Here is a 26,816-nt window from a genome sequence, read left to right as displayed (position 1 = left end):
GGTGAGGACGCTCAGAGCCCGTCACTGGCCAGGAACAACTGGGTACCCGGCTCCGCCGATTCGAGGACGACCCCGCGGTCGGTGTCGGCCATGAACACGGCGGCACCCCGGCGCAGCTTCATGACCTTGTCGCCGCCGCGCAGGCAGGCGGAGCCCGCCGTGCAGATCGCGATCCGCGGGCCACCGTCGGGAACCGCGACGGGCGGCTCGGTGGGATCCCAGCGCCCCGACTCCCAGCGCCGCAACAGGAACTCCGCGGCCGGGGTGTCGTAGCGGATCCACCCGTCGTCCGGCCGCCCGCTGCATACCGGCGGGGGGCCCGCGTGGAAGTCGAGGATCCGCAGCAGCTCGGCGACGTCGACGTGCTTGGGCGTGAGCCCGCCGCGCAGCACGTTGTCGGAGTTGGCCATCAGCTCGATGCCGGCGCCCGCGAGGTAGGCGTGCAGATTCCCCGCGGGCAGATAGAGCGCCTCACCCGGTTGGAGCACCACCCGGTTGAGCAGCAGCGCCGCGAGCACGCCCGCATCACCCGGGTAGCGCTCCGACAGTTCCAGCGCGGTGCGCGCCTCCCGCTGCCACTCGCCCGGCTCGCTGGCCAGCCGGATCGCGCCCTGCTGCAGCGCCGGCACGAGCTCGTCGAGCATCGACTGCGGCAGGGTGATCCAGGTGGTGAACAGCGCCCGCAGCCCGTCGGGCCCGGGCTGGGCGGCGAGCAGCTCGGTGTGCGCCGCGAGCTCGGGGACGTCGAGGGCACGCAGCAGCCGCACCGACGCGGCGGCGTCGCGGAACCCGATGAGGGCGTGGAACTCGGTGAGGGCGCAGATCACCTCGGGTTTATGGTTGGGATCGCGGTAGTTGCGCTCGGAGGCGTCGACGGGAATTCCCGCGGCGCTCTCCTGAGCGAACCCGCTGATCGCCTGCTCCAGGCTGGGGTGCGCCTGCAGGCTGAGCGGTTCGTCCGCGGCGAGAACCTTCAGCAAGAACGGCAGCTTCCCCTCCCAGCGGCAGGCCCGGTCCGGCCCGAGCAGGCGCCGCGGGTCGGCGGCCAGCGCGTCGACCAGCGACTCGGTGGCACCGTCGTCGTGCACCAGATGCGACGGGTCCGCCGGATGCGCGCCCAGCCACAGCTCCGCCTGGGGATGTGGTGAGGGCACGGGCTTACCGAGCAGTTCGGCGATCACCGTGCGCGATCCCCAGGCGTACGGGCGCACGGGGTTGTCCAGCAGCTCCACGATCGTCGGTACTCCTCCTCGGGGCCGGTCAGGCCGGCTCGATGGTCCGGGTGGCCAACCCCAGATAGACGGCGGCGACTTCGAAGCGGTGGGCCAGCACCGCCGCGCGCAGCAGTTCGGCGTGCCGTGTCCCGCGCGGGATCTCGTCGACCGGATGCAGCGTGTCCGCCGCGGGCCAGGCCCGCCCGGTCCGTCGCAGGGTAACCGGCTCGGGATCCTCCTCACCGGTCGCCAGCAGCACCAGCCGCACCGGCGGTGCCGTCGTCCCCGTCGGGTCGTCGAAGGGATCGTGAAAGACGTCGTGGCGGGCCGCCGCCGCATCGAGCGCCCGGCGCAGCCCGGCCGCGGTCGCCCCGCGCGCGACGTCGTCGGCGTGCGCGACGACGCCCGCGTGGGTCGCCAGCGCGCCCGCCGCGTACCTCGCGACGGCGGCGGCGAGCGGGTCGGTGCCCCACAGCAGCGGAGTGTGGTCGGCCAGCCGCAGGGCCAGCGTCTTGGCCGGGTTCATGAACGGCTCGTGGCGGGGCTGGTCACGTTCGGCCTCCCGGTCCAACTCGTCGGCGAGCGGATCGAGCGTCGGGTCCAGCGGGACGCCGAACAGATCCAGCGCGCTCGCGGTGAGCAGGCCGACGGCCAGGGCGCGAGGCAGGTCGAGCCCCGGCGGGACCGGGACCCGGGGCTCCACCAACCGGACCCGGCCCGCGCCCGCGGAGGCCACCGGACCATCGCCGGGCGCGGAGAGCACGACCTCGGCACCGCGGCGCACCGCCCGGCCGACGGCCTCGGCCAGCTCGAAGTCCGCGGGATCGGCGGTATGCGCAACGACCACATCGAGCGGGCCGATCCAGCTCGGCGCCGTCTCCGCAACGACCACGGGCACCGGGCAGCTCACGCCCAGCAGGGCGGCGAGCATCCCGGCGGCGGGCGCCGAGGCACCCGGGCGGCGCAGCAGGACCAATGCCCGCGGCCGGTGCCCGCTCAGCGTCAGGACACCGGCCTCCTGCGTCGCGTGCGCGGTCGACCGGACCTGGGCGCCCGCAGTCGCCGCCGAGCGCAGCACGCCGCCGGTATCGACCGCCGCCAATGCGGCGGGGTCGACGAGCAGGGTGTCGTCGAGCACCGGGTCACCCACCGCTTGGCGGATCCTGGGGCTCCTGCGCCTCATCGAGCAGCAGCACCGGGATCCCGTCCACGATGGGGAAGCGGCGACCGCAGGATGTGCAGGTGAGCACGTCCGCGTTCGGGTCGTTCGGCGTGCCGGGCCGAAGCGGCGCATGGTCGTCCGACGGGCACGCCAGGATCTCCAGCAGCTGGGGGTCGAGCTTGACGGCCACTGTTCTCCTCTTTCTGCATGCAGAGTGCGCCGAACGCACCGTGTACCGCGATGCTGCCAGGATGGCGGGTGGGATGCCGGGTCCGTCCGGGTGCCTGTGCGAACTCAGGCGCGGACGATCGCGAGGACGTCGTCGCGCAATCGGGCGACGGAGGCGGCGTCGGGGGCCTCGACGTTGAGCCGCAGCAGCGGTTCGGTGTTCGACGCGCGCAGGTTGAACCACGAGCCCCCGGGCAGTCGCACCGTCAGGCCGTCGAGCTCGTCGAGCTCAACCCCCGCCCGGTCGCCGTAGCTCGCCTTCACCGCGGCCACCCGGCTCGCCTGGTCGGTGACGGTCGAGTTGATCTCACCGGAGGCGGCGTACCGCGAGTAGCGGGCCATCAGCTCCGACATCGGGCGGTCCTGCTCCCCGAGCGCGGCCAGCACGTGCAGCGCCGCGAGCATCCCGGAGTCGGCGCGCCAGAAGTCCCGGAAGTAGTAGTGCGCGGAGTGCTCGCCGCCGAAGACAGCGCCGGTCTCGGCCATCACCTGCTTGATGAACGAGTGCCCGACCCGGGTGCGCACCGGGTGGCCCCCGTGCTCGGCGACGATCTCGGGCACGGCCTGGGAGGTGATCAGGTTGTGGATGATCGTGCTACCGGGGGCCTTGGCCAGCTCACGCACGGCGACCAGCGCGGTGATCGCACTCGGGCTGACCGGCTCGCCGCGCTCGTCGACGAGGAAGCAGCGGTCGGCGTCACCGTCGAAGGCCAGCCCCACGTCGGCTCCCTCGCCGACGACCGCCTTCTGCAGGTCGACCAGGTTGGCCGGGTCGAGCGGGTTGGCCTCGTGGTTGGGGAAGCTGCCGTCGAGCTCGAAGTACAGCGGGACGATCTCGATCGGCAGCGACTCGAACACCTCGGGGACGGTGTAGCCGCCCATGCCGTTGCCCGCGTCCACGACGACCTTGAGCGGGCGTATCTCGGACAGGTCGACCAGGGCCCGCAGGTACCCCGCGTACTCCGTCAGCAGATCCTGGCGGATGACCGTGCCACCACCCGGGCCCGCGGGGACGCCCTGCTCGACCGCCGCGCGGATCTGCGCCAGCCCGGTGTCCTGGCCGATCGGCGCCGCACCCGCCCGGCAGAGCTTGATCCCGTTGTACCTCGCCGGGTTGTGGCTGGCGGTGAACATCGCGCCGGGCAGGTCCAGGCTGCCGGAGCCGAAATAGAGCATGTCGGTGCTGGCCAGGCCGATGTCGACGACGTCAAGCCCCTGACCGGTGACGCCGCCGGCGAACGCGGCGGCCAGGCTCGGCGAGGAGTCGCGCATGTCGTGGCCCACGACGACCGTGGTGTCGCCGTCGGCGGCGAGGATGCGGGCCAGCGCGGCCCCGATGTCGCGCACCGTGTCGACGTCGAGCTGTTCACCGACGACACCTCGGATGTCGTAGGCCTTCACGATCGCGGACAGATCTGGCACGAGGCGACCCTATCGGGCGCGGGCTGTCGCTACTTCTCGGTGGGCGTGGGCAGCACCCGCAGATGGCCGCGCCGCCCGGTGCCGGTGGTGGACGAGGGTTCGACCGGACGGTCGACCCGGCCGGCCTCCCGGACGGCCTCCGCCAACGCCGTCAGGTCGTCGCACGGATGCTGCGGTGGCGCGAACTCGCCCTCGAACCGGACGAGCTCCCATCCCCGCGGCGCGGTGAGCCGGTGCGCGTGCGCGGTGCACAGGTCGTAGGAGTGCGGCTCGGCCTGGGTCGCCAGCGGGCCCACGACCGCCGTCGAGTCGGCGTAGACGTAGGTGAGCGTGGCCACCGCGAGCTCGGTGCACCCGGTCCGCGAACACCTCCGCACACTCACCACGACTCCGACCATAGCGCCTGGGGGTCGCCATCCCTGGCTGCGACGCGCAGGGCGCCGCGGCTGGTCGCCGGTCGTAAGATTCGAGGGGTGACCACCGCGCGCCGCACGCTGCGCCGCTCCCCCCGCCGGCGGGACCGGCGCGGACGGGGGCTGCGCGGGCTGCTCTACCCGGTGACCACCCCCGCGATGCGGACCCGCGCCGAGAAGTTCGACGCCATGGTCCTCGAGGCGCTCGAGCCCATCGAGCAGCGCTGGGGTCCGGAGCTCACCGATCTCGACCTCGCCGTGGACGAGGTTCCCGAGGTCGAACAGACCTCGCCCGACGACGTCGTCTGGGGCAGCGGGGTGCTGGCCGACGTCGGGGTACCGCTGGCCCAGCTCGTCCCGGCGGGCGTCGACCAGGCGGGGCTGCCGTCCCGGGCCCGGATCGTGCTCTACCGCCGCCCGTTGGAGGCCAGGGCCCGCGGCGGGGCCGACCTGGCCGAGCTGCTGCACGAGGTGCTGGTCGAACAGGTGGCGGAGTACCTCAACATCGAGCCCGATGCCGTGGACGGCGGGGCGTCCTAGCCGCACAGCCGCTCCGCTTCCGGCCTCGGGTGCCCGTCAGCTCACGGCGCGCCGCAGCCGACGGCGCTCACGTTCGGAGAGCCCACCCCAGATCCCGAACCGTTCGTCCTGGGCCAGCGCGTACTCGAGGCACTCGGCCCGAACCTCACAGCCCGCACAGATGCGTTTGGCCTCGCGCGTCGAACCACCCTTCTCCGGAAAGAACGCCTCCGGATCGGTCTGGGCGCACAGCGCCCGCTCCTGCCAGTCCTGTTCGGACCCGACCGTGGAACCGTCCAGCACCTCGATCGAACCCGGTCCCTCGGCACCGTCCGCCGCCCCCGCCGGCGACAGTGTCTTCTCGTTCACTCGCCCACCTTCCCACGCCCGGCGAATGACACCAATGTAAGTACAACGCTGATGTTTGTGGGCCGCAAGCAAAGACTTCCATACGGGTGACCCTGTTTTGATCACAACGATGACGGCGGCCGTTCGGCAGACTGGGCGGATGCGCGGAGTTTCGGCCCGGATCAGCCCGTGGTTCCTGCTGCTCGTGGGGATCGCCGTCGCCGGCGGGGCACTGACCGTCGCGGGCGAACCACAGCTGGTCCGAACGGGCACGTCGGTCCTGCTGACCGCGGGCGTCGTGCTCCTCGTCCTCGGCGGCTGGATGGTGTCGCTGTGCCTGCATGAGTTCGGTCACGCCGTCGTGGCGTACCGCGGCGGCGACACCTCGGTCCGGGACAAGGGATACCTCACCCTCGACATCCGGCGGTACACCGACGTCGGGCTGTCGTTCGTGCTTCCGGTGATCTTCCTGCTGATCGGCGGGATCCCGCTGCCGGGCGGCGCGGTGTGGATCAACCACTGGGCGCTCCGGTCCCGGTTCACCCGCAGCCTCGTCTCGCTGGCGGGCCCGACGGTCAACCTCGTACTCGGGGCGGCCCTGACGATCATGGTCGCCACCCTCTCGATGCCGATCGGGCTGGCCGCCGGGCTGTCCTGTCTCGCGCTGATCCAGGTCCTCGCGTTCGTGCTCAACATCCTGCCGGTGCCCGGCCTCGACGGATTCGGCGTGCTCGAGCCCTACCTCTCGCCGGGCGCCCGCGAGCTCGCGGCGAAGGTCCGGCCGTGGGCTCCCATCGTGCTGTTCCTGCTGATCATCGGCCTGCCCGGGGTGGCCCAGCGGTTCTTCAGCCTGTCGTTCTTCGTGTTCGGCGTGATCGGCGGCGACCCGGGGCTGGCCTCGGCCGGCTACCGGGAACTGCTGTTCTGGCGCTGAGGCGGGCCCGCCGCGGCGATCCGTGCGCGGACCGCCGACACCATCGCCGGGACCGTGTCCGCGTCGTCCGGCAGCCGATCCAGCGGCCACCAGCGCAGGTCCAGCGACTCGTCGCTGATCCTCGCCTCGGCGCCGGCCGGGGCACGGACGAGAAAGCGGACATCGAGATGCCGGGTCGGTGTGCCCAGCGAACACGTCACCGGGTGGACGTCGAGATGCAACGGTTCGTCGTCGATCGTCAGACCGTCGATCCCCGACTCCTCGGTGGCCTCGCGTAGCGCGGCGTCCCGCAGCGTCGCGTCGCCGGGCTCGCAGTGGCCCCCGAGCTGGACCCAGCGCCCCACCCGGGGATGCAGGGTGAGCAGCGTGTGCTCGCCCGCGGCGTCGACGACGAGCGCGGAGGCGGTGAGGTGCCCGGGTTCGCACGAGCGGTCGCACGCATCGTGCGGGCGGGCGTCGAGGAAGGCGAGGATGGCGTGCTGCAGCGCGCGCTGCTGCGCGTCGGGCGCGACCCAGGCGCGCAGCGCCGCGCGCGCGGCGGCCGGAGCTACCACTCGACGAGCCCCGAGCCGACGTCCCGCGGCGCGCGCGGCACCAGCGGCTCCTGCGGGACACCGACGGCGATCGCGCCCAGCGGCTGCCAGTCGGCGGGCAACCCCAGCACCTCCCGCACGACGTCCGGCGCGAAGATCGTCGAACCGACCCAGCACGACGCCAGGCCCTCGGCGGCCAGCGCGATCAGCAGCGACTGCACCGCGGCGCCGCCCGCGACCGTGAACATCTCCCGCTCCGCGGCCCGCCGCCGCTCGTCCGGATAGCAGTGCATCCCGTCCCCGGTGCGAAACGGCAGCACGAGCTCGGGCGCCCGGCGCAACAGGTCGCCACGGGCGAGCCTGCGCTCGATCTCGTCGGCCCGGCGGCCGTCGCCCTCGAGGTCGGCGCGCCACCGGTCGCGCATGGCGTCCAGCAGCGCGGTGCGCCGTGCGGGATCGCGCATCCAGCCGAATCGGAACGGCGCGCTGTGATGCGGCGCGGGCGCGGTCAGCGCGACGCCGACCGCCCGCCGGATCGCCTCCGGGTCGACGGGCTCGGCGGCGAAGCTGCGCGAGCTGCGCCGCAACAGCACGGCCTCGCCGCGCCCCCGCGCGATCGCTTCCTCGGTGCCGAGCCAGAACAGATCGTCCTCCAGCGGCCGGACGAGATCACGGGCACTCGAACCGTCGTCGGCCGGTGCCAGCCCGCGCACGACCGCGACCGGAAGCCCGCCGAGCTTGCCCTTGACCAGGTCGGCGGCGGCGGCGATCTCATCGGCCAGCGCCACCTCGGTGACCACCAGGTCGTTGCCCTGGGAGTCCGACGCGCCGCCGTAGCGGTGCAGCACGGCCAACCCGGCCGAGCCGATCGCGACGTCGGTCTGCCCGACCCGCCACGTGCGGCCCATCGTGTCGGTGATGACGACGGCGACCTCCACCCCGAGCAGCGCCCGCAGCCCGCCGCGCAACCGCTCGGCGCTGGCGTCGGGGTCGGCCGGCAGCAGCGCGAGCTCGTCGCGCCGCACGTTGGAGGCGTCGACCCCGGCGGCGGCCTGGACCAGGCCCAGCTTGCTGGACACGATCAGGGTCTTCCCACGGCGGGCCAGCACCCGTTCGGTCTCGGCGTCGATCAACGTGCGCCGCAGCACGTCGCGCTCCTCGGGGTCGACCGGCGCGTCGACCAGCCTGCCCTCCACCTTGGAGACGACCTTGCTCGTCACCACCACGACGTCGCCGTCGACCAGCCACGGCGCGGCGGCCGCGAGCGCGGCGGTCAGGTCGTCGCCGGGCCGGAACTCCGGAAGGCCGCGGACGGGCAGGATCTGGACCCGGCCGGGCGCGGCGTGATCCCTGGGGCGCTGCTCAGCCAACGCCGACCCCGGCCAGCTCGAAGGCCCGCGTCGCCATCTCCGCGGTCGCCGCCACATCGGTCATGAGCAACGGCACCGCCCGCACCTGCGCGCCCGGGACGTCCGCGCTGTCGGTGGTGTGCACGAGCCAGCCGTCGAGCAGGCCGCCCTCGCCGCGGCCGCCGTAGTGCCGTCCGACCGCCTCCGCGGTGCTGTCCACCCCGATCGCCGAGAGGCAGGCGTCGGCCATCCCGCGCAACGGGCGGCCGCCGATGATCGGAGACAGCCCGACGATCTTCGCCTTCGTCGCGACCAGCGCCTGCGCCATGCCGGGCACCCGGATCAGCGTCCCGATGCTCACCACCGGGTTCGACGGCGCGACGAGCACCACGTCGGCGGACTCGATGGCCTCGCCGACCTCGGGCAGCACGGCCGCCTCGTCCGCACCCACCGAGGCGAACCGGTACGCGGGGAGCGTGGCCTGGTGGCGGACCCACCACTCCTGGAAGTGGATCGCCACCTGCGGTGGCGCGTCGGGGCCGGACTCCGGGTTGTCGACGACGACGTGGGTCTCCACCCGGTCGTCGGTGACCGGCAGCAGCCGCACGCCCGGCTGCCATCGGTGGCACAGGGCCTCGGTGACCTGCGACAGCGGATATCCCGCACGCAGCATCCGGGTGCGCACCAGATGGGTGGCGATGTCCCGGTCGCCGAGCCCGAACCAGGTGGGGTCGGCCCCGTAGGCGGCCAGCTCGTCACGCACCGCCCAGGTCTCACCCGCCCGGCCCCAGCCGCGCTCGGGATCGATGCCACCGCCGAGGGTGTAGAGGCAGGTGTCGAGGTCGGGGCAGATCCGCAGGCCGTGCAGCCAGATGTCGTCGCCGACGTTGACCACCGCGGTGATCTCGTGCGGCGACCCCGGCGGGGCCGCCCCGACGGCGGGCAGGCCCAGCGCGGCCTTGACCCCGAGCAGGAACCGGGCTCCTCCGACCCCACCGACCAGTACGACGACTCTCACCCGTGCGAGCCTACGGCGCGCCACGCGCCGATCGGCTCCGGCCCGCAGCGGTGGCCGTGGTCGGGCGGCCCCGTCGAGCGCGGCGAACGGGCGTCCCGCGGCCTTTCCGCATGAAACGACCGGTGGCGCTGGACCGGGCCGGCGCGCCGCGGACGAGACGGGCCTGGTCACGACGGGTGGCTGAGCGGCCGGTCAGATCGCCCGGTAGTTCCGGGGGGCGAACCGCGGCCCGCGGCGGGGCCGGCGAACGCCGGAGAGCTCGACGTAACGCACGGCCCGCTGCCGCTGCGGGGCGTACGGGGTGAGCACGGCGAGCAGACCCGCGTCATCGAGCGGGCGGCCGACCAGCGCCCAGCCGACGAGGCTCGGAAGGTGCAGGTCCCCGAAGCTGACGGCGTCCGGATCACCCCATGCGCGCTGCGCGACCTCCGCCGCCGTCCACACCCCGATCCCGGGAACCCGGCGCAGCAGTTGCCGGCCTGCCTCACCGCCGAGGTCCACGGCCTGCTCGAGGCGGTGCGCGACGGCGGCGGCAGCCAGGATCGCGCGGCGGCGTTTCGCATCGACGCCCGCGCGGTGCCATTCCCAGTCCGGGATTTCCCGGATCCGCGCCGCCGATGGCGGCACCCGCAGCCCCTCGGGCGCGGGGCCGGGGGCCGGTTCGCCGAACCGGAGGCACAGCTCCCGCCACGACCGGCGCGCCTCCACGCAGGTCACCTTCTGCTCCAGGATCGCCGGGACGAGGACGTCCCAGACCCGGCGGGTGGAGCCCAACCGCAGGCCCGGCAGCCGCCGAACCGCATCCCTCACGATCGGGTGGTGCGCGACGAACCGCCCCGGATCGTCCTCGGCACCGAGGAGCGCGGGGAGCCCGTCGAGGGTCCACCCCGCGCCGGGGCCCCACGCCACGGCGACGACGGTGCCGTCCGCGCGCCGGTGCACCCGCAGCGTCGCCGGGCCGTCGGGAGTCGTGGCGACCCGCCAGATCCCCGGTGGCCCCGAACCGTCGCCGATCGACCGCCAGGTGGGATCCCCGCGGCCACGGCGCAGCCCGGCGAGCACCCCGACGAGGTCCAGCGGAAACGGCGGCCGCCACTCCCGCTCGATCATGGTGCCTCCGGCCGGCATCTGCCCAGATCCGCCCCCCCTGTGAGTGCGTAACAGTGTTAGAACACTGTTACGCACTCACAGGGGACCTAGACGTCGGGGGAGAAACGTACTCCGTGCGGCGGGAGGACGACGTCGGGCCACAGCCGCAGCCCGCCGCGCAGTTCGCAGTGGTCGCCGACGACCGCCCGGTCACCGACGACGGTGTCGATGACGCTCGCGCCCGCGCCCACCCGGGCCCCCGCTCCGATCACGGAATGTTCGATGATCGCGCCCTCCTCGACCACGGCGCCATCGAACAGCATCGAGCCTTCGACCCGCGCGCCCGCGCCGATGCGCACGTCACGCCCGACGGTCGTCCCGCCGAACACCAGGGCGCCTCCGGCGACCTTCGCACCCCCCAGCAGCATCGCCTCGCCGGTGGGACCGGGCAGCGCTGCCGACGGCGCCACCCCACGCACCAGGTCGGCCGAGCCATGGACCAGGTCCGCCGGGGTGCCCATGTCCCGCCAGTAGGCGTTGTCGACATGGCCGACGACCCGGGCCCCCGCGGCGAGCAGCCCGGGGAAGGTCTCGCGCTCCACGGACACCGGACGCCCCCGCGGGATCGTATCGATCACCGGGCGGCGGAACACGTAGCAGCCGGCGTTGATCTGGTCGGTCGGCGGGTCGTCGGTCTTCTCCAGGAACTCCCGCACCCGCCCGTCGGCATCGGTCGGCACGCAGCCGTAGGCGCGCGGGTCCTGGACCCGCACGAGCTGCAGGGTCACGTCCGCCTCGGTGCGGCGGTGGGTATCGACGATGGCGCCGAGGTCCGTGCCGCACAGCACGTCGCCGTTGAAGACGAGGACGTCGGCGGCGGTGAGGTGGTCGGCGACGTTGCGGATGCCGCCGCCGGTGCCGAGCGGTTGGTCCTCGACGACATAGCGCAGGTCGAGCCCCAGGGCGGCGCCGTCGCCGAAGTACGCCGAGAACGTCTCAGCCAGGTAGGACGTGCCGAGCACGACGCGCCGGACGCCGGCGGCGCGGATCCGGGACAGCAGATGAGCCAGGAAGGGCACCCCGGCGGTGGGCAGCATCGGTTTCGGGGCCGACAGGGTCAGCGGCCGCAACCGGGTGCCCTTCCCCCCGACCAGTACCACCGCTTCGACGTCGTCCAGCACGGTCCTTCGCTCTCTCGTTCGCAGGGTCAGGTACGGCGCAGCGCCGCGCACCGCGCCGCGAGCAACGCCGCGTACATCGCGCGCCGCGGCGCCTGCCGCAGCCCACGATGTCGTTCGGACAGATAGCGCCGGGCGAGGCGGTGCTGCTCATCGAGCGGCATCGCGGGCCCGGCCCCGGTGCCGGTCCGGACCGCGGACGCGCCGGGCACCGCCACGGTCAGCCACCCCGCCCGGTGTAGCCGGTCGGTGAAATCGCGTTCGGCGAGCGGAACCGGGTAGCGGGCGTCGAAACCGTCGACGGAGTCGAACGCGATGCGCCGCACCAGCAGGCACGCACCCCGGAGCAGCCCGGCCGGCCCCTCGGCGTCGGACCCGTCGCCGCAGCGGACGGGCTCCGCGGCCCTCGACCAGGCCGGCGCCAGCAGCGCATCCGCGACCCACCGGCCCGGCAGCGGTACGCCCGGGGAGCCCCCGCCGGGATCGGTCAGCCGGGGAGCGAGTGCACCGGCCCGCGGCCAGCGTTCGCCCGCGGCCAGCAACGCGTCGAGCGCACCGTCGCCCCACACGACGTCCGGCTCGGCCACCGCGACCCAACCCACCCGCGGGTCGAGTCCGTGGACGGCGCGGTTGACCGCCCCCGGGTAACCGATGTCCTCGCCGATCGCCAACACCTCCGGCGCGGCACGAGCGCTACCGGTCGTCGCCTCCAGGAAGCGGAACGGCCGCCCGGTCGCGCGGACCGCGGAGGCGCGCAGCCGTTCCACCGGTTCCTCGGCCGACCGGCTCACCGTGATCACAGCCAGCTCATCGCCGTAGCCGATCAGGTGGGGCTCCACGGCGGTTCACCCTAGCGGGCGAAACTCGCGCGTCAGCCGGCTCCACCTCGGCGGGTCGGCCGCCGCGCACGGTCACCCGCCCCGTACCCGGCGATGAGGCTCCGGTAGGCCATCCGCCGCAGCCCCACCGGCACCAGCCGGTAGCCCCCGCGCACCAGCACATTGCGGACGTACTGGGCGCGGGTGGTGAACCCGAGCCGCCGGAACCGCCGCTGGATCGCCAGCTCGGCGCGCAGCTGGGCGAGGCCGCCGCGCCGGGCGTAGGCCCCCGCCCCGACGCGGTACTTCACCAGCGGTTCGGCGACGTTGGCCACCCGGGCACCTGCGATGATCAGCTTTGCCCACAGCAGGTAGTCCTCCATCAGCGCGAAGTCGGTGTAGCCGCCGACGGAGCGCACGAGGTCACGTCGGTAGACGACGGTCGGGTGGTTGAACGGGTCGGCGAAGCGGGCGCGGGCGGCGATGCCGGCGGGATCGGTCGGCGGGGTGCGTCGGCCGAGCTCCTCACCGCCGTGGTCGCCGAACTCGATCAACCCGGATCCCACGAGGTCGGCGCCCGCTTCGATGATCGGCAACTGCACGGCGAAGCGGTGCGGGAGGCTGATGTCGTCGGCATCCATCCGCGCGACGATCGGGTGGGCGCAGGCCTCCAGCCCGGCGTCGAGCGCCGGTCCGAGACCGACGTTGCGCTCCAAGGCCACGATCTCGACCGGCACCGGGCTGGCTGCGGCCAGTTCGTCGATGCGCGCCGCGAGCCGCGCGTCGACCGGACCGTCACGGACGATCACGACCTGATCCGGGCGCCGGGTCTGCTCGTCCACCGTGGAGCGGAAGGCGTCCGCGAGGAAGTCGGGCCGGTCGCCCGCCCAGACCGGCAGCAGCAGCGACAACGGCTCGGGCACGCCCGGAGGGTATCGACGCGTGCCGATCCTCACGCGGGCCGGTCGCGACACGCCGAGCCGCTGCCGCGCCGCTGGGCGCGCGGTGCTGCACTCTGAGCGACCAGTCGGCGTGGCTCCGAAGGAATCTCCGCATCCGGCGGTGACTGGCGGCCAGTGGACGCGGAGCGGAGGTGGCTGGTGGATCAGCGGAGCGGCGGGAGTCGTCTGCCGGGCCGCCCGTCGCACCCATCCGGTATCCGGCGGTCCCCGGCGGCCCGCCTCGCGACCGGGCGGGCGGGCGGGCGGCCGACCCGGCCCGCGCGGCGCCCCCGGCTCACCCGGTCACCCGGGCCGGGGTCCCGGCCGGACTGGCCGCGCCGACTCCGGATCGGCGCCGCGGTGCTCTCGGCGCTGGTCCTCGTGGTCACCGCAACCGGCTGGAGCCTCTACCGGGACCTGGTCGCCGGACTCACCACCACCGATGTGATCTTCGGTGATCGCTCGGGGGACGGCCTGAACATCCTGCTCGTGGGCGTCGACAGCCGCACCGATGCCCAGGGCAACCCGCTGCCCGAGGAGATCGTCCGGACCCTGCACAGCGGCCCGGACACCGGCGTGCTCAACTCCGACACGATCATCCTGTTGCATCTGCCTGCCCGCGGTGGCAGCGCGGTCGCCTTCTCGATTCCCCGCGACACCTATGTCGACATCCCCGGCTACCGCCGGGACAAGATCAACGCTGCGTATCCGGCGACGAAGGCGCTGACCGCCCAGGGGTTGGTCGCCACGGGAGGCAAGGACCCGGCGGAGGTCGAGCGGGAGTCGGCCGCGGCGGGTCGCAGCGCGCTCATCGCGACCGTCCAGCAGCTCACCGGCCTGCATGTGGACCACTACGCCGAGATCAACCTGCTCGGCTTCTACAACCTGACCACGGCGATCGGCGGCGTGGAGGTATGTCTCAAGGCCCCGGTCGAGGACGAGTTGTCGGGTGCCCGGTTCCCGGCCGGTCGGCAGACGATCTCCGGGGCGGCGGCGCTGTCGTTCGTCCGGCAGCGCCACGGACTGCCGGAGGGTGACCTGTCCCGCATCCGGCGCCAGCAGGTGTTCCTGGCCGCGGTGGCCGGCAAGCTTCTCTCCAGCGGGACGCTGTCCAATCCCGCGACGCTCAGCAGGCTCGTCGACGTCGTGCACAAGTCGCTGGTGATCGACTCGGGCTGGGACCTGCTCACCTTCGCCCAGCGCGCCGCGGGGATCGCGGCGGGCCGGATCGACTTCGCCACCATCCCGACCCTCGGTGGGGAGAACAACGCTCGCGGCGACGTCGTGCTGGTCGACCCGGCGCAGGTCCGGGAGGCGATCGCGCAGCGCACCGCGGCCGCGGCGAGCGCCGAGACGGTCCATGCCACGGATACCACCGCCCCGGCCGAACCGGCGACCGCCGGTCGCTCGTCCGGTGTCGATCCGGCCTCGATCACCGTCGATGTCAGCAACGCCTCGGGAGCGACGGGGCTGGCCGGCAACGTCGCCGATCGGTTGAGCGCGGCCGGGTACCGCCGCGGCACCGTGCAGAACGCGACCCACCGCGCCACCTCGGTCGTGTACTACGCGGGCGACGACGCGGAGCCCGCCGCGCGCGCGGTGGCGGACATGCTGGGTGGCCTGGCCGTCGAGCGGGCATCGCAGGACGCACCCGCCACAGCGGTGCAGGTGGTGCTGGGCGGCGATTTTCCGGCCGCTCAGCCGGCCCCCGGGACCAGCGCGGCCGCTGCGCCGGACGGCTCCGCACCGACGATCAACGCCGGCGGCGTACCGTGCATTGACTGACCCGAGTTGGATCGAGCTGGAGTGAGCTTGCGAGGCACCCCCGTGACCCTGACCGCCGCCGTCCTGGGACCCGCGCTCATCGGCGACCCGGCCCGTCCGCTCATCACCTACTACGACGACGCCACCGGCGAGCGCATCGAGCTGTCCGCGGTGACCACGGCCAACTGGGCGGCGAAGGCGGCCAACCTGCTGCGGGAGGAGTGCGATGTCGAGCCCGGCACCCCGGTCGCCCTGCTGCTGCCCGCGCACTGGCAGACCGTCGCGGCGCTGCTGGCGGTGTGGTGGTGCGGGGGTCACGTCGTGACCGATCCGGCGGACGCCGAATGGCTGCTCTGCGACGAGGACCGGGTGGATCTGGCGCTGGCCGTGGCGCCGCCGGGTGGTGTGGTCGCGCTGTCCCTCGACGCGTTCGGCCGTGGCCTGTCCGGACTACCCCCCGGTGTGATCGACTTCGCCACCGAGGTGCGGGTGCAGGGCGACGACTTCGTACCGTGGGAGGCGGTCGAGGACGATGCCCCGGCACTGGCCGGGGGCACCGTCGCCGAGGTCCTGGCCGACGCCCGGCGCCGGGCCACCGAGCTGGGGCTCGCTGCGGGCGACCGGGTGCTGTCGACCATGGAGTGGTCCACCCTGGACGGGCTGCGGGACGGGCTGCTCGCGGTGCTGGCCGTGGGTGCGTCGCTGGTGCAGTGCCGCAATGCCGACCCCGCCAAGCTGGACCACCGGATGAGGACCGAGCGCTGCACCATCCGCCTGTGAGTGCGTAACAGTGTTAGAACACTGTTACGCACTCACAGGCTAGGCTCACCAGGTGATCGCTGCCCAAGGCGCAGAGTCACGCGCAGACCCGCCGGGAGCCGCGCGCCGCTGGCGTCGGTGGATCCGCAGGCTGCCCGCCCCGGATGCGCTGGACACCCTCGCCGCGGGCAGCCGGATCGCAGCGAACCTGCGCGACGGGCTGACCGGCCCACGGGCCGGCGCCGCCGCCCGCGAGCTGCGCGCGCTGCTCGACGCGGAGGCGGTCGGCCTCGTCGATCTGCAGAGCGAGCAGACCTGGTCGGGCACCCCGCGTCCGGACGCGGTCGAGCTCGCCGAGACCGTGCTGCGCGCCGACCGCAAGGCCGGACGGAACGGGCTGGTCGCGCTGCCGCTACGGGTCCGCGCGGAGCTGTCGGGAGTTTTCGTCGTCGCGGGGCCGGTCCGCCCGTCCGCGGCGCGGCAGGCCGCCGCCTGGGTCGGTGAGGCGCTGGAGCGCGGCCGGCTGGAGGCCTCGGCGGCGGCGGCCGAGCAGGCCGAGCTTCGAGCGTTGCGCGCGGAGATCTCGCCGCACTTCGTCTACAACACGCTCACCACCATCGCCTCGTTCGTCCGCTCGGATCCCGACCGGGCCTGCGACCTGATCCTCGACTTCGCGGAGTTCATCCGGCACAACCTCGCCCGGCACGGCGACTACACGACCCTGGCCGGGGAGTTCCGCGCGATCGAGGCCTACCTCGCGCTCGCCAGGGCGGTACTCGGCGACCGGCTGCGGGTCCAGGTCCGTATCGCACCGGAGGTGCTGCCGGTCGCGGTGCCGTTCCTCGCCCTGCAGCCGCTGGTCGAAAACGCCGTGCAGCACGGCGTGGAGCGCGCCGAGCACGGCGGATCGGTGCAGGTCAGCGGGGAGGCGATGGGTAGCGAGTGCGTCATCGCCGTCGAGGATGACGGCCCGGGCATGGACCCGCAGCACGCGCGGGAGGTGCTCGCCGGGCAGCCGGCGGGGCCGAGCCTCGGCCTGGTCAACGTCGACCGCAGACTTCGGACCATCTACGGCCCCGACTACGGTCTGGTCATCGAAACCGCCGAAGGTGCCGGGACCCGGGTCGTGATGCGGGTGCCGCGATTTCACCCGGGGGTGGTGGCCCAGTGAGCAGTTCGCCGTCCGATGGGCTTCGGGTGCTGGCCGTCGACGACGTCGGCCCGGCCCTCGACGAGCTGTGCCGGCTGCTGCGCCGCTACCCGGGGGTCGCGTCGGTCGAGGCGGCCGAGGACGCGCTCACCGCGCTGCGGCTGATCCAGGCGAAACAGTTCGATACCGTCTTCCTCGATATCGCCATGCCCGGGATGGACGGTCTCGCGCTCGGCTCGCTGCTGGCCCGGATGACCGACCCGCCGGTGATCGTGTTCGTGACGGCCTACGACCAGCATGCCGTGTCGGCCTACGGCGTCGGAGCGGTCGACTACCTGCTCAAACCGGTGGCGCCCGAGCGGCTTGCCGAAACGCTCAGCCGGGTGCGCCGGGTCGTCGCGCCGGAGGGCGCAGCGATGCCCGCGCCGGTCGACCGGCTCGCCGCCGTGCCGGTCGAGCTGGGTGGACGGACGCGATTCATCCGCCGTGCCGACGTGCGTTTCGCCGAGGCCCAGGGCGACTATGTCCGGCTGCACACGCGCAACGGCTCGCATCTGGTGCGGATCCCGATCTCCCGGCTCGAGGAACACTGGGGCGAGGTCGGCTATGTGCGGGTGCACCGCAGCTTCCTGCTGGCGGTGCACGCGGTGCAGGAACTGCGCAGCGACGTCAGCGGCGGGCTGCTCGCCCATACCGACGCCGGTGACGTGCCGGTCAGCCGCAGGCATGCCCGCGAGCTGCGCAACCTGCTCCTCGAGGCGGCCACCCGCGGCGACTTCGAGCCCCGGGGCCGGCGATGATCGCCGTTTCGGCGGCCGGAGCCGCGAATCGCGCGGTCCCCGGCGCCGAAACGCCGATCACGACGGGTACGGCCGCGCGCCCCCGTCCGGCCGGCACCGCCTCGCGCCGGTGAACCGGCAGCGCCGGGTCGCGGTCACCAGCCCGCAGACCCGGATCGCGATGTCCGGACGCCGCGGGCTCCCGCCCGGCCCGGTGCCCCGGCTCGCCCCCGGCGAGCTGGCCAAGGCCCGCTGGATCCGGCGGGTGCAACTGCGCCGGGCCGGGATCGGCCTGCTCGGGGTCTTCGCGGTGCTCGCCGGACTGCCGTTGCTGCTGAGCCTCGCGCCCTGGCTGCAGCAGATCCGCCTCGCCGGGGTGCCGGTGGCCTGGCTCGCCGTCGCCGTCCTGCCCTACCCGGTGCTCGCCGGGCTCGCCTTCTGGCAGCTGCGCCGAGCGGAGCGGGCCGAGGACGCCGGGGACGGGACCGAACGGTGATCACGCTCGCCATCGTGCCGGTGGTGCTGGCCACGCTGCTCATCGGCGCCCGCGGGATCGCGGCAATGCGCACCACATCGGACTTCCTCGTCGCTTCCCGACGCATCTCCCCCACCCTCAACGCCGCGGCCGTCTCCGGCGAGTACCTGTCCGCGGCGTCGTTCCTCGGGGTCGCCGGGCTGGTGGTCAAGGACGGGGTGGGGGCGCTGTGGTACCCGGTCGGGTTCACCGCGGGATACCTGGCGATGCTCACCCTCGTCGCGGCGCCGATGCGCCGCACCGGCGCGCTCACCGTGCCCGACTTCGCCGAGGCCCGGCTGCGTTCCCCGGCGCTGCGCAAGCTGTGCGCGATCGTGGTGCTGGTCATCGCGGTGCTCTACCTGGTGCCGCAGTTCACCGCCGCCGGACAGGTCCTCACCCTGGTCAGCGGCAGCCCGTACTGGGTCGGCGTGGTGCTCGCCGGTGCGGCCGTGAGCATCACCCTCGCGCTGGGCGGGATGCGTGCGGCCACCTATGTGCAGGCGTTCCAGTTCGTCCTGAAACTGCTGCTGTTCATCGTCCCGGCGGTCTGGCTGCTGCTCGCGGTCGGCCCGACCGTCCGGGAGAAGGCCCTCTCGCCCGTCGAGTTCACGACGTTCCCGGAGGCGACGGCCATCGAGTTCCGGGTCGACTCCCGGCTCACCCTCACCGAACCGACCCCGGTCCGCATCGAGGACGGGCCGCCGACGACGCTGGCCCCCGGCCACCACGTCGCGGCGGGCGGTGCCCGATGGGAGTTCCCGGCGGGCGCGCGGGTGCCCCAGGTGCGCGGCGCCGCCGCGCCCGGCAGCGAGGCCTGGCAACGCCCCCTGCTCGACGCCGACGGCGCCGGTTATCCGCTGCTGGCCACCTGGTCCGTGCTGGTTGCGACGGCGCTGGGCACGATGGGCCTGCCGCATGTGCTGATCCGCTTCCACACCAGCCCCGATGGCCGCAGTGCCCGGCGCACCGCCGCGATCACCGTCGCGATGCTGGGCACGTTCTACCTGTTCCCACCGATCTACGGGCTGCTGGGCGGGGTGCTGCTGCCGCAGCTCTACCTGTCCGGGGCGACCGACACCGTCGTCGTCGCGCTCCCGGGCCAGGTCGACTCGGGATGGGTGGGGACGATGTTCACCGCGCTGCTGACGGCCGGAGCGTTCGCCGCGTTCCTCGCGACGTCGCTGGGTCTGCTGCTGGCACTGTCCGGGGCGCTGTCCCACGACCTCGTCCCCGGCACCCTGCGCAGGCTGCGGCTGACCGCGCCGGTCGCGGCCGGCGTCGTCGTGCTGCTCGCGCTGCCCGCGGGCCGGGTCGACGTCGGCGCACTGGTGACCTCGGCGTTCGCGGTCGCGGCATCGACGTTCTGTCCGCTGCTCGTGCTCGGCATCTGGTGGCCGCGGCTCACCACCCGCGGCGCGACGGTGGGGATGGTGGTCGGCCTGCTCTCGTCGGCAGGCGTGATGGGCGCCGGGCTGGTGGCCGGGCTGGAACCGGGGGTGTTCGCGCTGCTGCTCACCCAGCCCGCGCTGTGCTCGGTTCCGCTGGCGTTCGCGACGATGATGCTGATCTCCCTGCGCGGGACCCCGCCGGCCTGGGCTGAGCAGGTGATGCTTCGGCTGCACCTCGACGAGCGCCGCCCGCCTCCCCCACCGCATGCCGTTCGTCGGGTTCGTTGACCGTTCGTCGGCCGTTCGTCGCTTTCCTCGACGGTGTGTCCGCGACCACTTCCACGCGCCGCGCGCCAGCCCGTTTCCTGTGCCCGACCACCATCGAGGTTCCTGGGAGGCAGGCGTGAGCACCACCGAATTCCCACCGCCACTCGAGGCCCGGGACTGGGAGACGGTCCAGTCGAGCGCGGAGTTCCAGGAGCTGCGCCGCCGGCTGCGCAGCTTCGTCTTCCCGCTGACCGCCGCCTTCCTGGCCTGGTACCTGCTCTATGTGCTGCTGGCCAACTACGCGCCCGAGTTCATGGCGATCAAGCTGTTCGGCAACATCACCGTCGGGCTGGTCGTCGGCCTGCTGCAGTTCGTCTCGACATTCGCGATCACCGGCGCCTACGTGCGTTACGCCGACCGCAAGCTCGACCCGCTCGCCGGGCGGATCCGCGCCGAGATCGAGGGGGACCTGCGATGATCCTCGCCCAGGGCGTCGAGGGCAGCAGCCCGCTCCTGAACATCTCGATCTTCGGTCTGTTCGTCGTGGTCACCCTGGTGATCGTGGTGCGGGTGAGCAAGCGCGCCACCGCCGGGGCCTCGGACTTCTACACCGCGGGCGGCGGCTTCTCCGGCCCGCAGAACGGCATCGCGATCTCCGGCGACTACCTCTCGGCCGCGTCGTTCCTCGGCATCGCGGGCGCCATCGCGATCAACGGCTACGACGGCTTCCTGTACTCGATCGGATTCCTGGTGGCCTGGCTGGTCGCCCTGCTGCTCGTCGCGGAGCTGCTGCGCAACACCGGCCGGTTCACGATGGGTGATGTGCTGGCCTTCCGGATGCGCCAGCGTCCGGTCCGCGCCGCCGCGGCGACCTCCACGCTGGCGGTGTCGTTCTTCTACCTGCTGGCCCAGATGGCCGGGGCCGGGGGCCTGGTGGCGCTGCTGCTCAACGTGACCGACAAGACCGGCCAGGCCGTGGTGATCGGGATCGTCGGCGCCGTGATGATCGCCTATGTGCTGATCGGCGGCATGCGCGGCACCACCTGGGTGCAGATCATCAAGGCCGTTCTGCTGATCGTGGGTGCCGCGATCATGACGCTGTGGGTGCTCGGCCTGTACGGCATGAACCTGTCCGCGGTACTCGGCGCGGCTGTCGACCGGGCCGGCCAGGCAGGCGAGGCGCTGCTGAGCCCGGGTAAGCAGTACGGCAAGTCCGGACTGACCCGGCTCGACTTCCTCTCCCTCGCCCTGGCCCTGGTGCTCGGCACCGCGGGCCTGCCGCACATCCTGATGCGCTTCTACACGGTGCCCAGCGCGCGGGAAGCCCGCCGCTCCGTGGTGTGGGCGATCTGGCTGATCGGGCTGTTCTACCTGTTCACGCTCGTGCTCGGCTACGGCGCGGGTGCGCTGGTCGGCGCGGAGGAGATCAAGAAGGCGCCGGGCGCGGCCAACTCGGCCGCGCCGCTGCTGGCCTACCACCTCGGCGGGACGGTTCTGCTGGGCATCATCGCGGCGATCGCGTTCGCGACGATCCTGGCCGTGGTCGCGGGTCTGACGATCACGGCGTCCGCCTCGTTCGCGCACGACATCTACGTGAACGTGATCAAACGTGGACAGGTGGAGAACGCCGCACAGACCGAGGTCACGATCGCCCGGCGGACCGCGGTGGTGATCGGCCTGGTCGCGATCGCGGGCGGCATCCTGGCCAACGGACAGAACATCGCGTTCCTGGTGGCGCTGGCCTTCGCGGTCGCCGCATCGGCGAACCTGCCGACCATCCTGTACTCGCTGTTCTGGAGGCGGTTCAACACCACCGGGGCGCTGTGGAGCATCTACGGCGGCCTGACGGTCACCATCGTGCTGATCGCCTTCTCCCCGGTGGTCTCCGGTAAGCCGGTCGACCCGGTGACGGGCCGCAGCGCCTCGATGCTGCAGGGCGTCGATTTCCACTGGTTCCCGCTGGACAACCCGGGCCTGGTCTCGATCCCGCTGTCGTTCCTGCTCGGCTACGTCGGGACACTGGTCGGCCGGGAGAAGGCGGATCGGGAGAAGTATGCGGAGATGGAGGTCCGGTCGCTGACCGGTGCGGGCATGGCGAAGGCGGTCGTGCACTAGCCGGCCTGGTGGCGATCAGCTGCCGAAGTGGGGCCGATCTGCCCATTGCTCGGGCGCGCCCGGGGCGGCACGGTCGGGGAAATCCCGACGGTCCAGGAGGTCACGGATGCATCTCGACGACTACGTCGCGCAGGACGCCACCGGAATCGCCGAGCTGATCAGGACGGGCAAGGTGACGGCCGCCGAGGTGCACGCCGCGGCACTCGAGGCGCTGCGGACCGTCCTGCCGCGGTTGAACGCCGGCGCCTCGGAGCCGTTCGACTCACCGCTCGACCACGACGCGAGCGGCACCTTCGGCGGCGTCCCGTTCGCGTTGAAGGACCTGGTCTGCCACGCCGCGGACGTCCCCACGCGCATGGGGAGCCGGATCACCGGTCCCACCGGGCTGACGTTCCCCTACGACACGGAGCTCATGGCCCGGTTCCGGAAGGCGGGCCTGGCGACCATGATCCTTTCGACGTCTCCGGAGATGGGGTACAACGCCAACACCGAGCCGCTGATCCACGGTTCGACGCGGAACCCGTGGGATCCCACCCGGTCGGCCGGCGGGTCGAGCGGAGGGTCGGCCGCGCTCGTCGCGGCGGGGGCGGTGCCCGTCGCGCACGCCAACGACGGGGGCGGCTCGATCCGCATCCCCGCCGCCTACAACGGGCTGGTCGGGTTGAAGCCGACCCGCGGCCGGGTCCCGATCGGCCCCGACTACCAGGAGGCGCTCTCCGGGTTCGCCTGCGAGTTCACCGTCACCAGGTCGGTGCGCGACGCCGCGGCCCTGCTCGACGAGGTGGCGGGCTGGGCGCCGGGGGACAAGTACCGCCTGCAGGCGCCCGAGCGTGCCTACGCGCGCGAGCCGGAGCACGATCCCGCCCCGCTGCGCATCGCCGTGCACACCGAATCGTGGGCCGGCACGGCCGTCGACCCGGAGGTCGCCGCCGCCGTGGACGGCGTGGCCGCCACCTTGGAGGGGCTCGGTCATCACGTCGAACGCGCAACGCCCGAGTTCGACTGGGCGGAGTTCATGCTCGCCCACTACCGCGTGTGGGGCGGGTTCGTCGCCGAGTCGGTGCACGCGATCAGCACCATGTCGGGCCTGGCCCCCAGCGCGGACACGCTGGAGGCGACCGTGCTGGCCGGATACGAGTACGGGCGTGCGCTGACCGTCATCGAGATGGGCGAGGCGTTCGGGATCGTCAACCGGATCAGCAGGATGATGGGCGCGTTCCACCAGCGATACGACGTCCTGCTCACCCCGACCACGAACACCCCGCCGCTGCCGCTGGGCTATCTCGACGCGAACGCCGACCTCGACCACGAGGCCTGGACCCGGCGGATCTTCGACGTCGCCTCGTTCACCCCGCTGTTCAACCTGACCGGCGCGCCCGCGATCAGCCTCCCGCTGGCGACCACCGCGGGTGGGCTGCCGATCGGTGTCCAGTTCGCGGCCGACCTGTGCGGGGAGTCGACGCTCCTGGCGTTGGCCGGCCAGCTCGAGCGGGCCATGCCCTGGGCCGACCGCCGGCCGGGAGTGCACGCGGCCGCCTGAGCCCGGCGCGGTCGCGTGCCGCTGCCCGCGACCGCGCCGCCCCCGGGCACCGGGTCGGCTCTGCGGTAGCGGGACGCAGCCTCAGGCGAGCGGAACCGCGTCGAGCAGTTCCTGCAGTCCCCGGGCGTCGAGCAGATCGACCGGGCGCTCGGTGCGGTTCACTCGGACGTAGTGGAACGCGGCCCGCACCCGCTCCAGCTCGACCCCGGCCAGCCCCGCCCAGGCGAGCCGGTAGGCGGCGAGCTGGACGGCCATGGCCGGCATGCGCGAGCTGTCCGGCGGTGGCCCGGTCTTCCAGTCGACGACCGTGAAGCCGCCGTCGGGGTCGGCGAACACCGCGTCCATCCGGCCGCGCACGGCGATCCCGCTGATCACCGTCTCGAACGGGACCTCGACCTCCACCGGTCGCCGGTCCGCCCAGGTGGACGCGAGGAACGCGTCCTGCAGTTCGGCCAGCTCGGCATCGGCGGCCGCGTCGTCGTCGGCCGCCCCGGGCAGCTCGTCCAGGTCGAGCAGCTGGGCCGCGCCGAAGCGCTGTTCCAACCAGGCGTGGAACGCGGTGCCTCGGCGTGCGTGCGGGTTGGGCGGCAGCGGCAGCGGACGGCGTAACCGCGCGGCCAGCGCGTCGGGGTCGGCAGCCAGCTCGACGAGCTGGCTCACCGAGAACCGAGGCGGCAGCGCCACCGCCGGGCGGGCCCGCCCGGCGGCCCGCTCGGCCAGGAGCACCTCGACGTCGGCGGCCCAGCCCTCGGGGTCGGCCCCCTCCGGCTCCGGGGGACCCGTCCCGGCTGCCGGCTCCCGCATCGCCTGCCGCACCAGTGCGGCCGCGGCGTGCACGGCGGGCGAGCGCTCGCCCAGCGGGTCCAGGGGCCACTGCGCGCTCCGCTGCCGCCCGGCCAGCGGGTTGGCCGCGTCGGGCTCCGGTTCCTCCGCCCACTGCTCGACCGCCGGAGCATGGCCGCCACCCCGTGCGGCCTCCAGCGCCGCGCGCACCTCGAGGAGGAACTCCGAGGGCGTGCGCGGTCTGTCCCCCACCGCCGCCCAGCGATGTCCGGAGACGAGCAGCACCCGCTCGGAACGGGTCAGCGCCACGTAGAACAGTCGCCGCTCCTCCACCAGCCGCCGTTCGTCGAGCGCCTCGGAATGGTCGGTGACCGCCTCGGTGACCTCCTTGCGGTCGGCCCCCTCCGGCAGGTCCAGGCCGGGCAGGTCGGCGGCGTCGCCGCGCAGCGGCACCGGCAGCTGGGACGGGTCGGTGAGCCAGCTTCCGCTGATCTTGCGTCCGGGGAAGACCTGCGAGACCAGATGCGGGACGGCGACGACCTGCCACTCCAGGCCCTTTGCCGCGTGCACGGTGAGCACCTGCACCCGGTCGCGAGCCACCTCGATCTCCCCTGGTGTGAGCCCGTCCTCGGCCTGCTCGGCGGTCTGCAGATAGTCGAGCAGGGCGGGCAGACTGGCGATCTCGGCGCCGGCCGCGAACTCGGCCACCACATCGGCGAACGCGTCCAGATGCGCCCGGCCGACCGGTCCGGGACGGGCCGCGGTCTCCGCGTCGAGCAGCAGCAGCCGCTCGGCGTCGGCGACCAGGTCGGTCAGCGGCGCCGAGGCCCGCGACCGCAGCCAGGCCAGTTCGCGGGCCAGCCTGCGGATCCGGTCGAACCCGGCGGGCGAGTACCGCTCGGCGGGACCGGGGTCGTCGAGCGCATCGACCAGCCCGGCCTGCTCGGCCTGCTCACCGGGCAGCGCTCCCAGGGCGAGCTCGGTCGGGCTGAGCGGACCGGGGCCCCGGCCGGGCAGCGGTGGCGCGAGCTCGCGGGCGCGCTGCCACAGCGCGGCCAGGTCGGCCACCCCGAGCCGCCAGCGGGCCCCGGTGAGCAGCCGGACCGCGGCCGGCCCGGCCAGCGGATCGGCCACCACGCGCAGGGCGCTGACCAGGTCACGGACCTCGGGGGTGTCGAGCAGCCCACCGAGTCCGACCACCTCGACGGGCAGCCCCCGGGCGCGCAGCGCCGCCGCGATGGGATCCATGTCGACGCGCCGCCGCACCAGCACCGCCGACGTCGGCGGGTCGTCCTGCGTCTGCTGCGCGGCGCGCCACTGCGCCGCGATCGCGTCGGCCATCCAGTCGATCTCGCTCGCGACGTCGGGCAGCAGCGCCACCCGGACGTCACCCGGCCCCGCGCCCGGCCGGGCCCGTAACCGTCCGACGGCGACGGCCCCGGGCGCCGTCCGGATGGGTTCGGACACCGTATTGGCCAGCGCCAGCACCTCCGGCGGGTTGCGGAAGCTGGTGAGCAGTCCGTACTCGTCGGCGGGTCCGCCGCCGGGCACCGGGAAGTCGGTGCGGAACCGCGCGAGGTTGCCCGCGCTCGCCCCGCGCCAGCCATAGATCGACTGGCAGGGGTCACCCACCGCAGTGACCGCGAGCGGCTGGGGGCGCGGCGGCTCGCCGGGCGGCCGTCCGAACAACGCCCGCAGCAGCACCCGCTGGGCATGCCCGGTGTCCTGGTACTCGTCGAGCAGGATCGCGCGATAGGTCTCCCGCTCGATCGCGCCCACCTCCGGATGCGCCTGGGCGACCTGCGCGGCGATGGCCATCTGGTCCGCGAAGTCGATGGCGCGCTCGGCGCGCTTACGGTCCGCGAAGGCCTCCACCAGCGGAAGCAGCTCGACGCGCATCCGCTGGGTGTCGATCCACCGCTGGTAGGCCTGCGCCGGCTCCGCCCGCTGGCCCTTCGCTCGCGGCGCACCCGTCAGCACGGCGATCATCCGCTCGGCCAGCCTGCGGACCGCGGCGGGCTCGACGAGATGCTCCCCCAGCTCACCGGCCAGCGCCAGCAGATAGGCCGTGACGGTGGCGGGCACCCGGTCGATCTCCAGGTCGGCCGCCCACGTCGAGACCACCCGGTGGGCGAGCTGCCACGCCGCCGTCTCCCCCAGCAGCCGCGAGCCCGGTTCGGCGGGCAGCCTCAGGGCATGCTCGCCCACCAGCCGCCCCGCGTAGGCGTGGTAGGTCGAGACCGTCGGCTCCCCGGCGAGCAGGTGTGCCTTGCGCTGCCCGCTGGGGTCGAGCTCGTCGAGCAGCGGGGAGCCGGCCAGCCTGCGCAACCGCGACCGCACCCGCGCCCCGAGCTGCTGGGCGGCCTTGCGGGTGAACGTCAGCCCGAGCACCTGCTCGGGCAACACCTGACCGGTGGCGACCAGCCACACCACGCGGGCCGCCATCGTCTCGGTCTTGCCCGCGCCCGCGCCCGCAACCACCAGCGCCGGTCGCGGCGGCGCGGCGATCACCGCCGCCTGCTCCGGTGTGGGCGGCGGCAGGCCGAGGGCGGCGGCGAGGGCCGCCGGGGTCAGCTGCACGCTGACGT

Annotated in this window: 24 protein-coding genes and 1 pseudogene; 11 read left to right on the top strand and 14 right to left on the bottom strand. The window is 73.6% G+C overall.

Translation table 11 applies throughout. The features are described 5' to 3' along the window. Positions 1-11: 11 nt before the first annotated feature. The 5 genes from manA to ACFQE5_RS15155 all read right to left on the bottom strand — a co-directional run bounded on the left by manA (position 12) and on the right by ACFQE5_RS15155 (position 4,403). Entirely contained in the window at positions 12-1,232 is a 1,221-nt protein-coding gene (manA, locus tag ACFQE5_RS15175) for a mannose-6-phosphate isomerase, class I (RefSeq protein WP_379585629.1), read from the bottom strand. Between the two features lie 28 nt (positions 1,233-1,260). Next, complete coding sequence (locus ACFQE5_RS15170; RefSeq protein WP_379585628.1) at positions 1,261-2,364, bottom strand: SIS domain-containing protein; 1,104 nt, start codon at positions 2,362-2,364, stop codon at positions 1,261-1,263. Then, a complete protein-coding gene (locus tag ACFQE5_RS15165; protein ID WP_379585627.1) occupies positions 2,357-2,566 on the bottom strand; it encodes a Trm112 family protein in 210 nt (69 codons plus the stop codon). Before ACFQE5_RS15165 ends, ACFQE5_RS15170 begins: the two co-directional genes overlap by 8 nt. A 104-nt stretch (positions 2,567-2,670) precedes the next feature. Next, positions 2,671-4,026 carry a phosphomannomutase/phosphoglucomutase gene (locus ACFQE5_RS15160; RefSeq protein ID WP_379585625.1) on the bottom strand — a complete coding sequence of 452 codons (1,356 nt, stop codon included), beginning with the start codon at positions 4,024-4,026 and terminating at the stop codon, positions 2,671-2,673. Positions 4,027-4,055: 29 nt separating this feature from the next. Beyond that, the gene (locus ACFQE5_RS15155) at positions 4,056-4,403 is read right to left on the bottom strand and encodes a DUF3499 domain-containing protein (protein ID WP_379585714.1); all 348 of its coding nucleotides are present in this window, start codon (positions 4,401-4,403) and stop codon (positions 4,056-4,058) included. 96 nt (positions 4,404-4,499) lie between these two features. Between ACFQE5_RS15155 and ACFQE5_RS15150 the strand changes: the two genes are divergently transcribed. Then, positions 4,500-4,979: a metallopeptidase family protein gene (locus ACFQE5_RS15150; RefSeq protein WP_379585623.1), complete on the top strand. Its 480-nt coding sequence runs from the start codon at positions 4,500-4,502 to the stop codon at positions 4,977-4,979. Positions 4,980-5,015: 36 nt separating this feature from the next. Here ACFQE5_RS15150 and ACFQE5_RS15145 read toward each other — a convergent pair whose 3' ends face one another. Further along, positions 5,016-5,267: a WhiB family transcriptional regulator gene (locus ACFQE5_RS15145; RefSeq protein ID WP_379585712.1), complete on the bottom strand. Its 252-nt coding sequence runs from the start codon at positions 5,265-5,267 to the stop codon at positions 5,016-5,018. Between the two features lie 199 nt (positions 5,268-5,466). Here ACFQE5_RS15145 and ACFQE5_RS15140 point away from each other — a divergent pair, with 199 nt between their 5' ends. Further along, positions 5,467-6,240 (top strand): site-2 protease family protein, encoded by a 774-nt coding sequence (locus tag ACFQE5_RS15140; RefSeq protein ID WP_379585621.1) that lies wholly within the window; start codon positions 5,467-5,469, stop codon positions 6,238-6,240. Here ACFQE5_RS15140 and ACFQE5_RS15135 read toward each other — a convergent pair. From ACFQE5_RS15135 to ACFQE5_RS15105, 7 genes are all read right to left on the bottom strand, one after another. Next, positions 6,213-6,794, bottom strand: coding sequence for an NUDIX hydrolase (locus ACFQE5_RS15135; RefSeq protein WP_379585619.1), 582 nt, complete (start codon positions 6,792-6,794; stop codon positions 6,213-6,215). The genes ACFQE5_RS15140 and ACFQE5_RS15135 overlap by 28 nt on opposite strands. Further along, positions 6,788-8,200: a coenzyme F420-0:L-glutamate ligase gene (locus ACFQE5_RS15130; RefSeq protein WP_379585618.1), complete on the bottom strand. Its 1,413-nt coding sequence runs from the start codon at positions 8,198-8,200 to the stop codon at positions 6,788-6,790. Before ACFQE5_RS15130 ends, ACFQE5_RS15135 begins: the two co-directional genes overlap by 7 nt. After that, complete coding sequence (cofD, locus tag ACFQE5_RS15125) at positions 8,136-9,140, bottom strand: 2-phospho-L-lactate transferase (RefSeq protein WP_379585617.1); 1,005 nt, start codon at positions 9,138-9,140, stop codon at positions 8,136-8,138. The genes ACFQE5_RS15130 and cofD overlap by 65 nt, the downstream gene beginning before the upstream one ends. Before the next feature lie 192 nt (positions 9,141-9,332). Continuing rightward, positions 9,333-10,250: a DNA-3-methyladenine glycosylase family protein gene (locus ACFQE5_RS15120; protein ID WP_379585615.1), complete on the bottom strand. Its 918-nt coding sequence runs from the start codon at positions 10,248-10,250 to the stop codon at positions 9,333-9,335. 86 nt (positions 10,251-10,336) lie between these two features. Then, a complete protein-coding gene (locus ACFQE5_RS15115; protein ID WP_379585711.1) occupies positions 10,337-11,407 on the bottom strand; it encodes a sugar phosphate nucleotidyltransferase in 1,071 nt (356 codons plus the stop codon). A gap of 29 nt (positions 11,408-11,436) precedes the next feature. Then, the gene (locus ACFQE5_RS15110; RefSeq protein WP_379585613.1) at positions 11,437-12,246 is read right to left on the bottom strand and encodes a dTDP-Rha--alpha-D-GlcNAc-pyrophosphate polyprenol alpha-3-L-rhamnosyltransferase; all 810 of its coding nucleotides are present in this window, start codon (positions 12,244-12,246) and stop codon (positions 11,437-11,439) included. A 32-nt stretch (positions 12,247-12,278) separates the two neighbouring features. Beyond that, positions 12,279-13,148 (bottom strand): glycosyltransferase, encoded by an 870-nt coding sequence (locus ACFQE5_RS15105; protein WP_379585612.1) that lies wholly within the window; start codon positions 13,146-13,148, stop codon positions 12,279-12,281. A 177-nt stretch (positions 13,149-13,325) separates the two neighbouring features. Here ACFQE5_RS15105 and ACFQE5_RS15100 point away from each other — a divergent pair, with 177 nt between their 5' ends. The 9 genes and pseudogenes from ACFQE5_RS15100 to ACFQE5_RS15060 all read left to right on the top strand — a co-directional run bounded on the left by ACFQE5_RS15100 (position 13,326) and on the right by ACFQE5_RS15060 (position 23,445). Continuing rightward, positions 13,326-14,951 carry an LCP family protein gene (locus tag ACFQE5_RS15100; protein WP_379585611.1) on the top strand — a complete coding sequence of 542 codons (1,626 nt, stop codon included), beginning with the start codon at positions 13,326-13,328 and terminating at the stop codon, positions 14,949-14,951. A gap of 27 nt (positions 14,952-14,978) precedes the next feature. Further along, positions 14,979-15,710 (top strand): TIGR03089 family protein, encoded by a 732-nt coding sequence (locus ACFQE5_RS15095; RefSeq protein WP_379585610.1) that lies wholly within the window; start codon positions 14,979-14,981, stop codon positions 15,708-15,710. Between the two features lie 52 nt (positions 15,711-15,762). Then, a complete protein-coding gene (locus ACFQE5_RS15090) occupies positions 15,763-16,860 on the top strand; it encodes a sensor histidine kinase (RefSeq protein ID WP_379585608.1) in 1,098 nt (365 codons plus the stop codon). Next, positions 16,857-17,639 (top strand): LytR/AlgR family response regulator transcription factor, encoded by a 783-nt coding sequence (locus ACFQE5_RS15085; RefSeq protein ID WP_379585605.1) that lies wholly within the window; start codon positions 16,857-16,859, stop codon positions 17,637-17,639. Before ACFQE5_RS15090 ends, ACFQE5_RS15085 begins: the two co-directional genes overlap by 4 nt. A 109-nt stretch (positions 17,640-17,748) precedes the next feature. Beyond that, complete coding sequence (locus ACFQE5_RS15080; RefSeq protein WP_379585604.1) at positions 17,749-18,114, top strand: hypothetical protein; 366 nt, start codon at positions 17,749-17,751, stop codon at positions 18,112-18,114. Beyond that, positions 18,111-19,854, top strand: a pseudogene (locus ACFQE5_RS15075) (sodium/solute symporter); the annotation flags it as partial. The gene ACFQE5_RS15080 and the pseudogene ACFQE5_RS15075, both read left to right, overlap by 4 nt. 72 nt (positions 19,855-19,926) lie before the next feature. Continuing rightward, positions 19,927-20,268, top strand: a complete 342-nt coding sequence (locus tag ACFQE5_RS15070) for a DUF485 domain-containing protein (protein WP_379585709.1) — start codon at positions 19,927-19,929, stop codon at positions 20,266-20,268. Then, positions 20,265-21,905 carry a solute symporter family protein gene (locus ACFQE5_RS15065; RefSeq protein ID WP_379585602.1) on the top strand — a complete coding sequence of 547 codons (1,641 nt, stop codon included), beginning with the start codon at positions 20,265-20,267 and terminating at the stop codon, positions 21,903-21,905. The genes ACFQE5_RS15070 and ACFQE5_RS15065 overlap by 4 nt, the downstream gene beginning before the upstream one ends. A gap of 106 nt (positions 21,906-22,011) precedes the next feature. Then, entirely contained in the window at positions 22,012-23,445 is a 1,434-nt protein-coding gene (locus tag ACFQE5_RS15060) for an amidase (RefSeq protein ID WP_379585601.1), read from the top strand. An 81-nt stretch (positions 23,446-23,526) separates the two neighbouring features. Here the strand turns inward: ACFQE5_RS15060 and ACFQE5_RS15055 are convergent, their stop codons facing one another. Continuing rightward, positions 23,527-26,808: an ATP-dependent helicase gene (locus ACFQE5_RS15055; protein ID WP_379585600.1), complete on the bottom strand. Its 3,282-nt coding sequence runs from the start codon at positions 26,806-26,808 to the stop codon at positions 23,527-23,529. Between the last annotated feature and the right edge of the window lie 8 nt (positions 26,809-26,816).

It is taken from the genome of Pseudonocardia hispaniensis (assembly GCF_042658695.1).
In the GTDB taxonomy this organism is placed as follows: Bacteria; Actinomycetota; Actinomycetes; order Mycobacteriales; family Pseudonocardiaceae; genus Pseudonocardia; species Pseudonocardia hispaniensis.
This window is presented reverse-complemented; position numbering and strand designations above follow the sequence as displayed.

Excerpts from the sequence above, each read along its gene's own strand:
- ACFQE5_RS15140 (WP_379585621.1), top strand. The coding sequence starts at position 5,467 with ATGCGCGGAGTTTCGGCCCGGATCAGCCCGTGGTTCCTGCTGCTCGTG.
- ACFQE5_RS15130 (WP_379585618.1), bottom strand. The coding sequence starts at position 8,200 with ATGTGGCGGCGACCGCGGAGATGGCGACGCGGGCCTTCGAGCTGGCCG.
- ACFQE5_RS15120 (WP_379585615.1), bottom strand. The coding sequence starts at position 10,250 with ATGATCGAGCGGGAGTGGCGGCCGCCGTTTCCGCTGGACCTCGTCGGG.
- ACFQE5_RS15065 (WP_379585602.1), top strand. The coding sequence starts at position 20,265 with ATGATCCTCGCCCAGGGCGTCGAGGGCAGCAGCCCGCTCCTGAACATC.
- ACFQE5_RS15060 (WP_379585601.1), top strand. The coding sequence starts at position 22,012 with ATGCATCTCGACGACTACGTCGCGCAGGACGCCACCGGAATCGCCGAG.